This window comes from Stenotrophomonas sp. YJH_SMC_80, from assembly GCF_059372495.1.
Window position 1 is genome coordinate 208,798 of sequence record NZ_JCAFVP010000006.1, and the last position, 7,656, is coordinate 216,453.

General features: G+C 63.8%; 3 protein-coding genes. All 3 read left to right on the forward strand.

The window, feature by feature from the left end; genetic code table 11:
- Positions 1–52 precede the first annotated feature (52 nt).
- Positions 53–3,028 (forward strand): TonB-dependent receptor, encoded by a 2,976-nt coding sequence (locus AC5P99_RS12785; RefSeq protein ID WP_005414779.1) that lies wholly within the window; start codon positions 53–55, stop codon positions 3,026–3,028.
- A gap of 65 nt (positions 3,029–3,093) precedes the next feature.
- Entirely contained in the window at positions 3,094–4,449 is a 1,356-nt protein-coding gene (locus tag AC5P99_RS12790) for a Gfo/Idh/MocA family protein (protein ID WP_285309370.1), read from the forward strand.
- A gap of 312 nt (positions 4,450–4,761) precedes the next feature.
- The coding region (locus AC5P99_RS12795; RefSeq protein ID WP_495213214.1) for an RHS repeat domain-containing protein at positions 4,762–7,656 on the forward strand (2,895 nt) is incomplete at its 3' end.

Here is a 7,656-nt window from a genome sequence, read left to right on the forward strand (position 1 = left end):
AACGCCCACGCGCTCACATATTGCGCTGCACCCCTGCCAGGAGAGAACCCCGATGTTGCCCGCCCGCCACCACCGCCCCCCCTGTCGTTCGATCGCTCCGCTGTCGCTGGCCATCGCCGGCGTGCTGCTGTCGGTCGCCGTTCCTGCCTTCGCCCAGGAGAGCAAGGACAAGGCCACCGACCTGGCCCGCATCGAGGTCACCGGTTCCAACATCCGCCGCACCGACGTGGAAACCGCCTCGCCGGTGCAGGTGATCAGCAAGCAGGACATCCAGAACATGGGTGCGCGCACGCTGCTGCAGGTGCTCGACAACCTGCCCGCCGCCCGCCCGGCGCAGCAGGACGCGCGTTCGCTGTTCACCGGTTCCGATGGTGCCTCGCAGGCCAACCTGCGTGGCCTCGGTGCCCAGGGCACGCTGGTGCTGCTGAACGGTCGCCGCCTGTCGTACTACGGTGCACCGGCCGGCTTCCAGACCCAGTTCGTCAACATCGACGCGATTCCGGCCGCGGCCATCGAGCGCATGGAAGTGCTGACCGACGGCGCCTCGGCGGTGTACGGCACCGACGCGGTGGCCGGCGTGATCAACGTGATCACCAAGCGCAACTTTCAGGGGGCCGAGGTCAGCTTCACCAACGACACCTCTTCGCGCATCGACTCCTACGGCGAACGCCAGGCCAGCATCACCGCCGGCTTCGGTGACCTGGCCGAGAACCGCTTCAACATCTACGGCGCGGTGAACATGTACCGCCGCGACGCGATTCCGCTGAGCGATTTCTACGACAAGCGGCCCGACCAGTACTACGTCAACAATCCGAACTACCTCAACAACCTGCGCCTGGGCGTGGGCAGCAAGCCGGGTGAATTCAATCCGGGCACTTACTTCGCCTTCGATCCGGTCACCGGCCGCCGCGTGCAGGAAGCTGCGCCGGGTTGCAGGAACGTGCTGACCAGTGAAGCGGCCGGTCCGCGTTGCGTCTGGGAAACCTGGATGAACAACGAGATCGACGCTGGTGCCAAGTCCGAGCGCAACACCGCCTACCTCAACGGCACCTTCCTGGTCGGTGACAGCACCGAGATCTTCGCCGAGGCGACCTACACCGACATCGACCTGCGCGCCAACGGCGGCACGCCGCGCACCTACGGCACCACCACCGGCAACCCGACCAGCTGGTTCTCGCGCAATACCGGCAACACCGTCAACCAGTTCCTGTACCCGTTCCTGGGCCCGAACAACGAGTACAACCACGCCAGCCCGCAGATGAAGGCGATGATGGGCGGTGTGGTCGGCCTGAATTACCTGCTGCAGGATGCCGGCCCGAACTACTTCGGCCAGCGCAATACCGACAAGAGCTACCGCGTGCTGGCCGGTGCGCGTGGCAACCGGGGCGACTGGAACTGGGAAACCGCGTTCGCCAGCGCCGGCACCCACTCCACCACCTACCAGACGATCAACGTCAACACCAAGGGCTTCGAGAAGGCCTTCGGCCCGTACACGATCGATCCGGGCACCGGCCGCGTGATCATCTCCGACCATCCGGCGTACAAGTTCGGCGAGATCAGCGAAGCCAACGCCGCGCTGATCCGTGAAGCGTTCCCGACCTTCGACATCCAGTCGTGGACCCGCCTGCACACCCTCGACGGCAAGATCGAAGGCCCGCTGTTCCAGCTGCCGGCCGGTGAGATGCGTGCGGCATTCGGCTTCAACGCCAGCCGCGAAACCTTCTACACTCCGGGCAACGCCGACGCCGCCAACGGTCTGATCACCCAGCAGGGCGGTTCCTGGTTCGACGGCAAGCGCAACACCTACGCGCTGTTCGCCGAAACCGTGGCGCCGATCACCGACAAGCTGGAACTGGATGCGGCGGTGCGCGTGGACAAGTACCCGAACTTCAGCGCCAACGTGGCACCGAAGATCGGCTTCAAGTACCAGGCGTTCGACCAGCTGATGCTGCGCGGCACTTACTCCACCGGCTTCCGTGCACCGAGCCTGGCCGAGTCCGGCAATGGCGGCGTGTTCGCCCAGCTGGGCGGCTTCCGCGACGAGCTGCGCTGCAACGAGACCAACGCCATCGCCAACCTGTTGCTGAAGTCGCAGCGGCCGGGTGATGTCGACCTGGGCAAGAACATGCTGAACGTCGACTGCAGCCGCACCGTGGCCCGCATGACACAGCCGAACAAGGACCTGAAGCCGGAGAAGGCGAAGATCGCCACCCTCGGCTTCGTCTACGAGCCGGCGAGCTGGCTGTCGGTGTCGGCAGACTACTGGTTCATCTACCGCAACAACGAAATCGTCGCGCCGGACTATCGCCGCATGGAAGACATCATCTCGATGTCGCGCTCGCCGATCACCGACAGCGACCGCGCCAACCTGGCGCAGCTGGCGGCCATGTGTGCCGACCCGGCCAGTGGCGTGAGCTGCCCGTCGGTGCTGCCGGGCTATTCGGCCGGCAACGTGGCCAGCGTGGTGGGCCAGTACAAGAACCGGGGCAAGACCCTGATCGACGGCTTCGACATCGATGCGCGCAGCCGTTTCTCGCTGGGCGACTGGGGCAACCTGAACATCGGCCTGGCCGCCACCATCGCCAACCGCAACCGCTTCTACATGGATGCGGAGAACGGCTGGTACTACGGCGACGTGGTCGGCTACTACAACAACCCTCGCCTGCGTGCCACGCTCAATGCCGACTGGACCTACAAGCAGGTGACCACCAGCATGTTCGTCAACTACGTGGGCGGCACCAAGTGGGCCACCGACCAGGTTGATGAGGTGAGCAACAACAAGGAAACCTGCACCGGCGGCTACCTGGCCCTGCAGAAGAGCAAGTGCGATGGTGCGCCGTCGTGGTGGACTGCCAACATGAGTGTCACCTGGCGCCCGGATGACGCGTGGAACCTGAGCTTCACCGTCAAGAACCTGTTCAACCGCCTGCCGTTCTACGATCCGAACAGCTTCCTGGGTGACTCCAGTGACTACGCCACCATCTTCGGTCGTGGTTACAGTGTGACCATCGGCTACCGTTTCAAGTAATTCCGTTTGCGTTACCCGGCGGGCCGGCTACGGCCGGCTCGCCGCCAAGAGGAGAGATGTTTGCCATGAAGCGTAGGGAATTCATCGCGGCCAGTGCCGCTGTCGCCGCCAGCAGCCTGCTGCCGCAGACCCCGGCGTGGGCACGCGGGCGCAAAGTGCGCCTGGCCATGATCGGTACCGGCATGCGTGGCCTTGTGCTGCTGAAGGAGCTGGTGCGCCGCGACGATGTCGAGGTGGTCGCGCTGTGCGACATCGAACCGATCATGCTCGGTCGCGCCATGGACATGGTGGCCAAGGCCGGCAAGCCGGCACCGAAGACCTACGGACAGGATCGCGACACCAATGCCTGGAAGCGCCTGCTGGAGCAGAAGGGCATCGATGGCGTGATCATCGCCACGCCGTGGGAGTACCACGCACCGATGGCGATCGCCGCCATGCAGGCCGGCGTGGCCGTGGGCTGCGAAGTGGTGGCCGGCATCACCCTGCAGGACCACTGGGACGTGCTGAAGACCCAGCTGAGCACCGGTACCCCTTACATGCTGCTGGAGAACGTCTGCTACCGCCGCGACGTGATGGCCGCGCTGCAGATGGTGCGCCAGGGCCTGTTCGGCGAGCTGGTGCATCTGCAGGCCGGCTACCAGCATGACCTGCGCGGGGTGAAGTTCAATTCCGGCGACCCGAACCAGCCCTACGACAGCGGCGTGGAATTCGGCCCCAAGGGCTGGAGCGAAGCACGCTGGCGCACCGAGCATTCGGTGGAACGCAACGGCGAGCTGTACCCCAGCCACGGCATCGGCCCGTGCGCGATGTACACCGGCATCAACCGTGGCAACCGCTTCACCCACATCAACGCCTTCGCGACCAAGGCGCGTGGCCTGCATGAGTACACCGTTGCCAAGAGTGGTGGCACCACCCACCCCAGCACCAAGGTGAAGTTCAAGCTGGGCGACATCGTCACCACCACGCTGGCCTGCGAGAATGGCGAGACCATCCTGCTGCAGCACGACACCTCGCTGCCGCGCCCGTACTCGATGGGCTTCCGCGTGCAGGGCACCAAGGGCCTGTGGATGGACGTGAACCATTCGATCCACATCGAAGGCCGCAGCCCGCCGCACCAGTGGGAAGAGTTCAAGAAGTACCAGGACGAGTACGAGCATCCGCTGTGGAAACAGAATGCCGACACCGCTGCGAGTGCAGGGCATGGTGGTATGGACTGGTTCGTCATCCATGCCTTTGTTGAAGCGCTGAAGGCCAAGGCGCCGATGCCGATCGACATCTACGACGCAGTGACCTGGAGCGCGATCACCCCGCTGAGCGAGCAGTCGATCGCCAACAGCTTCCAGACCCTGGAGTTCCCGGACTTTACTGCTGGTGCGTGGAAGCAGCGCAAGCCGATCTTTGGGTTTGATGGGAAGTACTGAGATTTACCCCTTCCATGCGGTGACGGAAACGCCGGGCGATGCCCGGCGTTTCTGTTTCTGGGGCATTCGCCTTGTAGAGCCGAGCCCACGCTCGGCTGCATTTCCGACACGCCCCCCCTGCATCAGAAAGTTCTGAAATTCGACTCATTCCACAGTTTTTGACTTGAATGTGTAAACCACATCGGAGATAACGTCCCCATGCGGCCACGCCGCATTCCGGACCAGGGACGATCCGAAGCATGACGTGAAGAGGCTGCTGCCCCACGTTCTCGTTCCCGCCGGCGCTGTGTCCGTCCAGGAAGGAGAACAGGGATGTTGAAGGCAAACTCTGGCACTTCGCTCATCAGTCTGGCGCTGTTCGTGCTGGCGTGCTCGACGTCCAGCGTGCAGGCGCAGGAGATCGAGAAGAAATGGGAAAGCTACTTCTCGATGGGAGAGCCCCGTTCCACAGAGGCGGCTGTCCAGAAAGACATACGGGCCTTCTTCGCCGAGTATGAGGTCGATAAGCCTTTCGTTTGGGAGGTCAAGCGCCAGAGGGCCCTTCCTAACAAGACGATCTATGACTATCGCGTCAAGCCCGAGAAGATCGTCACCACGGATTGGGTGTATGAGCAGAACCATCAGAAGTACGCCACGGAGGATGCCGTCCGCAGCATGTTCCTGTCGAAGAATGCGAGCGATCCGCGGTGCGCTGCCACCGTCATGACTGAAGAGGCCTGGGAGGAGGTTGGCGGGCTTGGAGTGGGAGATGACGGTAGCGTCATCAACGAAAGCAAGCGCTACAAATTCGCTAAGAACACTTATTTCGAGGGCATTAATTCCTGCAGGCAGACGGTCTTCTGGCAAAATGCATCTCGGAGTAGAACCGCAAAATGCATGAATCGCCCCATGATGATGTGGGACGATAACCTGGGCATGTGCGCCCTGATCCAGCAGGACGACCCAAACATGGCAATGCTGCTGGCCTACTGGACTTCTCCGCTGCCGCCGCAGCAGTGCAAAGTCGGTAATCCATGCGACCCTACCACCGGCGACAAGTCTCAGCCGGAAGCGGACCTTGATTTCGGGTGGGTCCGCTTCGATCGCCAGTATCATTCCTTGACCAGCACCAGCGGCGGAGCCATTGGCCAAGGTTGGACGCACTCGCACAATATTCACCTGACGCTCGGCATTGATGACACGGGCTATCCGCCGAGTTCGGAAGTCCAGGTGGGTTTGATTGACGCTGAGGGTGGCCAGCTCGCCTTCAAGAAGGTGGGAGCGGTGTATGAGGCAATGGATGGCAGTGGGGACCGCGTGGCTCAACAGGGGAGCCTATGGTTGTTGTCGCGGGCTCAGGAGCGCATTCAGTTCGATGCCGGCGGCCTGATGCAGCGCCGCGATTTCGAAGACGGAACCTCGCTAACCTATGCACGCGACAGCCATGGCCGCCTGCTCAGCATCACCCATTCAACCGGCCGGCGCGTGGACGTCCAGTATCTCGCGCCGGGTGACGATTCGCTGATCTCGGCCCTGGTGATCGCCGGCCAGCCCGTGGTGAGCTACGCCTATTCCCCGGCCGGGGAATTGATCAGTGCGACCTACGCAGACGGTGCCAGCCGCACGTATCACTATGAGGACGCCCGCTTCCCGGGCTACCTGACCGGCATTACCGCCGAGGGCAACCAGCGTTACAGCTGGTACGGCTACGACGCCAAGGGGCGGGTCACCTGCAGCCGCCATTCCGGCGATTGCAGTCAGGCCGACGTGGGCATTGATGGCGTGCGCCTGGAGTACACCCTGGCAGGCACCACGATCGTCACCGACGCACTGGGCAAGCAGAGTACCTACGCATTGACCGCCAGCGGCGCCAGTGGCCTTCCGCGCAAGGTCAACGGCGTCACCGAGAGCAACGGCAGCATCAGTCGCACCTATCTGCCCGAGGGCACTGATTTCCGGCGCCGGCTGCAGTCGGTGACCGATCGCCGAGGCGTTGTCACCCAGTATGCCTATTCCGAGGCCAGCGATGCTGCCGCAGGCGCCATCAGCGTGACCACCACCACTGAAGCGGCCGGTACTCCGGACCAACGCGTCAGCGAAACGCGAGTGGCTCTGGACAGCAATCGGCTGGTGCAACAGACCGTCGGCAACCGTGAGATCCGCATCGTGCGCAATGCACGCCTCCAGCCGACCACCATCGCCGTGCGCGACATGGTGACCGGTGACACCCGCGTCACCACGCAGACCTACTGTGAGGCAGAGGGCCCGGAGTGCCCGCTGATGGGACTGCTGCGTAGCGTGGATGGCCCGCGTAGTGATGTGGCGGATGTCTCCACCTATGCCTACCACACCGCGGATGACGCGGCGTGCGCGGCCAATGGTGCCTGCACCTATCGCAAGGGCGACCTGCGCAGCGTGACCAATGCGCTGGGCCAGACGGTCGAGACTCTGGCCTACGACGCGTTCGGGCGGCCATTGTCGGTCAAGGACGCCAACGGCGTGGTGACTGATTACACCTACCATCCCCGCGGCTGGCCGACCTCCATCACCGTGCGCGGCGCGACCACGACCGAGGATCGGGTGACCCAGATCAGCTACTGGCCGACCGGCCAGGTGCAACAGGTCACCGAGCCTGACGGCAGCAGCGTTACCTATGTCTATGACGCCGCCCAGCGGCTGACGGATATCGCCGACAACGCCGGCAACACCATTCACTACACGCTGGACAACGCCGGCAACCGCCTCAAGGAAGACACGCTGGATACTGGCGGCACGCTGCGTCGCACCCTGGCGCGGACGTTCAACACGCTTGGCCAGCTGACCGCGCTGAAGGATGCGGGCAACCACGCCACCGGCTTTGCCTACGATGCCAACGGCAACCCGCAGACGATCACCGACGCACTGCAGCGCGTGACCAGCCAGCAGTACGACCCGCTCAACCGCCTGGCGCAGACCCTGCAGGACGTCGGCGGCGTCGCGGCGGAGATCCGCAGTCAGTACAACGCGCTGGACCAGGTCACCCGGGTCACCGACCCGAAGGGCCTGCATACCACCTACGCCTACAACGGTTTCGGTGATCTGACCGGCCAGGTCAGCCCGGACAGTGGCGCCAGCAGCTTCACCGTGGACGCCGCCGGCAACCGCAAGACCGCCACCGATGCGCGCGGCGTCACCGCCACCTATCACTACGATGCGCTCAACCGCCTGATCGGCATCGCCTATCCGGAC

Coding starts and splice junctions, on each gene's coding strand:
- AC5P99_RS12785 (WP_005414779.1), top strand. CDS start 53: ATGTTGCCCGCCCGCCACCACCGCCCCCCCTGTCGTTCGATCGCTCCG.
- AC5P99_RS12790 (WP_285309370.1), top strand. CDS start 3,094: ATGAAGCGTAGGGAATTCATCGCGGCCAGTGCCGCTGTCGCCGCCAGC.